Consider the following 2,706-nt stretch of genomic DNA (forward strand, 5'->3'; position numbering starts at 1 on the left):
ATATGGTGACCCCATCTAGAGGCGATAGGTGATGGTTTCTAACGTGGGTTCGGCAGCGGCAAGCGACGTGAGTTCCTCCGCTTGATCAAATAAATTCTTTTACCTACGACACAACAAGCAGGCCAATCCCAAGATTAGCAAAAAAAAATCTGTGATATACTAATGAGCAGTAATACGAAATGAACTAATGGGCGGGGATACACATGAAATTAGAGCGATTGCTCTCCATAATCTACAAGCTGCTGAATCACGAAGTTTTGTCTGCCTCCATGCTGGCTGAAGAGTTTCAAGTTTCCCAAAGAACCATCTATCGGGATATCGATGTGATCTGTGCTGCGGGTTTCCCGGTCGTATCGTATCAGGGATCTAATGGCGGATATGGCATAATGGATGGATACAAAATGGATAAAAGCCTGCTCGGTTCTTACGATGTCAATTCTCTGGTTACTGTGCTCAGAAGCCTCTCCACCGTATTTGAAGACAAGCGTGCGCAAGGGACCATCGAAAGACTGCAGACGATTGGACCGGAATATCACGTCACGAGTCTGTCCGTGGACTTGGAAACCCACCGCACGGAGCCCGACGCGCTTCGTCATTTACGCACGTCCATTACCCAACAAAATATCGTTCGCTTTGATTATATCAATGCTAAGAATGAACGCACGACCCGTGATATGGAACCGCTGAGACTTCATTTTAAATATCGTAATTGGTACATTTATGGGTTTTGTCGAACTCGGCGAGATTATCGGGAGTTCCGACTGTCCCGGTTGATGAATTTGTACGTGACAAAGGAGACTTTTCAACCGCATCACGAGGTGCCGGAAGAGGTTGCTTTGTCAAGCAAGGAATGGCAAAATCAGTTGGAGGATGTAGTGATTCGGGTGGGGAAGGAGACTTTGGCGGAAGCGTTGGATCAGTTTCACCAGGTTGATAAGCAATTTCATGTCGATGGAAGTATGACGATGCGAATTCCTGTTTATAAGCCATTGAGAGCACGATGGCTCTGGTCCATTCTGCTAAGTTTTGGAAGTGGAGCCGAAGTCCTGGAGCCCATAGCACTGCGTGGAATCATCAAAGAACAACTTCAAAATGCGCTCAAACTTTATGAAGATGTATGACAGACTGTTGTCATATATCTTTTTTTATTATAGCTATAGGAACAAAATCAAATCCATGAAAAGTCAAAAGGAGACGATACGAATTATGAATCATCCAATAGAAATGTATAACTACCACACATGGGCGAACCAAACGATTCTTGGGAGAATCAAGGAACTTCCATCCTCTGTACTGAGTCAAGAAATGAACAGCTCGTTTCCCACCATCGCCCATGCCCTTAGTCATATCTATGCGGTTGATAAGATGTGGTATCTGGTTTTAACAGGCACTGGAATGCAAGAGGCGCTGCAAGCATGCATACCATTGAATGAGAGTATCTTATCTTCTGTAGATGAATACGCTCATAACTTTGCCGAGTTAGCGGAACAATACAGAGAATGGTTCCGAAGCCAGACCGATTTGGAGCAAACCATTCTGCTTGACAATCCATTTGCCAGCATACGCCAAACACGATTGTCGGAAATTGTACTGCATGTGGTCAATCACGGGACCTATCACAGGGGCAATGTTTCTACAATGTTGCGTCAGTTGGGCCACGCATCTACTATGAACGACTATTCACTTTTTTGGTATCAGGAATCTGTGGAATCAAATTAATCTCTGACGTCGAGAGAGTATGTCGATGATATCCATTGCAGTTTTCTGTACAACGGACAGGAGAACTTCGATATGATGAAATGACATCATCAGTATCTAACTCCTCAGCAAGAACGTATAAAAATCGTTTTTGTACCTTGGTTAAAGCACCGGATGTTGCTTTGAATTTAATCAATTCAGTCTAAAAAGGTCGATATTTCTGAGAACAGAGAAATCGACCTTTTTACTGCTTGTAAAATGAATATATGTATCCATACACCCCCTTGCTTATAACTTCAATATTGACTAGAGTCAAAGATTGTATAATGAATATAATTACTTTCCAAACTTAGAAAGGAGATCGTTTTATCTATGGAAATTGAAAATCTAATTCCAGTAAAATCGAGAGAAGATTTAAGGGTTTGGCTACAAGAAAATTGTAAAACTGAAAAATTTTGTTGGGTAGTAGTTAGTATGAAGCCAACCCTAAATACGTTGCTATATTTGGACGCGGTCGAAGAATCTTTATGTTTTGGATGGATTGATGGAGTCAAAAAGAAAATATCTGAAACCCAACTGGTGCAGAGACTGTCTCCTAGAAGCAAAAAAAGTTCATGGACTGAATTGAATAAAGAACGTGTCCGCCGCCTCGAAAAGTTGGGGTTAATGAGTGACGAAGGAAGAAAGATACTTCCTGATATGGATCACGATTCTTTTAAAATAGATAGGGTTATAGAGCAAAGGCTAAAAGAGGACGGGCAAGTATATGAGAATTTTTTTGCATTTCCAGCTCTTTATAAAAGAGTTCGGATTGACACGATACAAAGCAATAAAAATCAGCCAGAATTATTTAAGAGTAGATTAGACAAATTTATAACAAACACTAAAGAAAATAAAATATACGGTCAATGGAATGATAATGGACGTCTACTAGATTATTAAGATGCGCTAGATCGTTTGTTAAGTTGGTGCTATAAGTGAGCGTCAATTGCCCACTCCTATCAGCTG

General features: G+C 41.2%; 3 protein-coding genes. All 3 read left to right on the forward strand.

All coding sequences use genetic code 11. The annotated features are described in order from the left end of the window. Positions 1–203: 203 nt before the first annotated feature. Positions 204–1,121 (forward strand): helix-turn-helix transcriptional regulator, encoded by a 918-nt coding sequence (locus tag V7038_RS28450; RefSeq protein WP_335696008.1) that lies wholly within the window; start codon positions 204–206, stop codon positions 1,119–1,121. An 85-nt stretch (positions 1,122–1,206) separates the two neighbouring features. Continuing rightward, a complete protein-coding gene (locus tag V7038_RS28455) occupies positions 1,207–1,719 on the forward strand; it encodes a DinB family protein (RefSeq protein ID WP_335696009.1) in 513 nt (170 codons plus the stop codon). Positions 1,720–2,070: 351 nt separating this feature from the next. Continuing rightward, positions 2,071–2,640 (forward strand): YdeI/OmpD-associated family protein, encoded by a 570-nt coding sequence (locus V7038_RS28460; RefSeq protein ID WP_335696010.1) that lies wholly within the window; start codon positions 2,071–2,073, stop codon positions 2,638–2,640. Positions 2,641–2,706: the final 66 nt, after the last annotated feature.

The sequence above is a fragment of the Bacillus sp. JJ783 genome (assembly GCF_036963225.1).
Taxonomy (GTDB): Bacteria; Bacillota; Bacilli; order Bacillales; family Bacillaceae_G; genus Bacillus_A; species Bacillus_A cereus_U.

Coding starts and splice junctions, on each gene's coding strand:
- V7038_RS28450 (WP_335696008.1), top strand. CDS start 204: ATGAAATTAGAGCGATTGCTCTCCATAATCTACAAGCTGCTGAATCAC.
- V7038_RS28455 (WP_335696009.1), top strand. CDS start 1,207: ATGAATCATCCAATAGAAATGTATAACTACCACACATGGGCGAACCAA.
- V7038_RS28460 (WP_335696010.1), top strand. CDS start 2,071: ATGGAAATTGAAAATCTAATTCCAGTAAAATCGAGAGAAGATTTAAGG.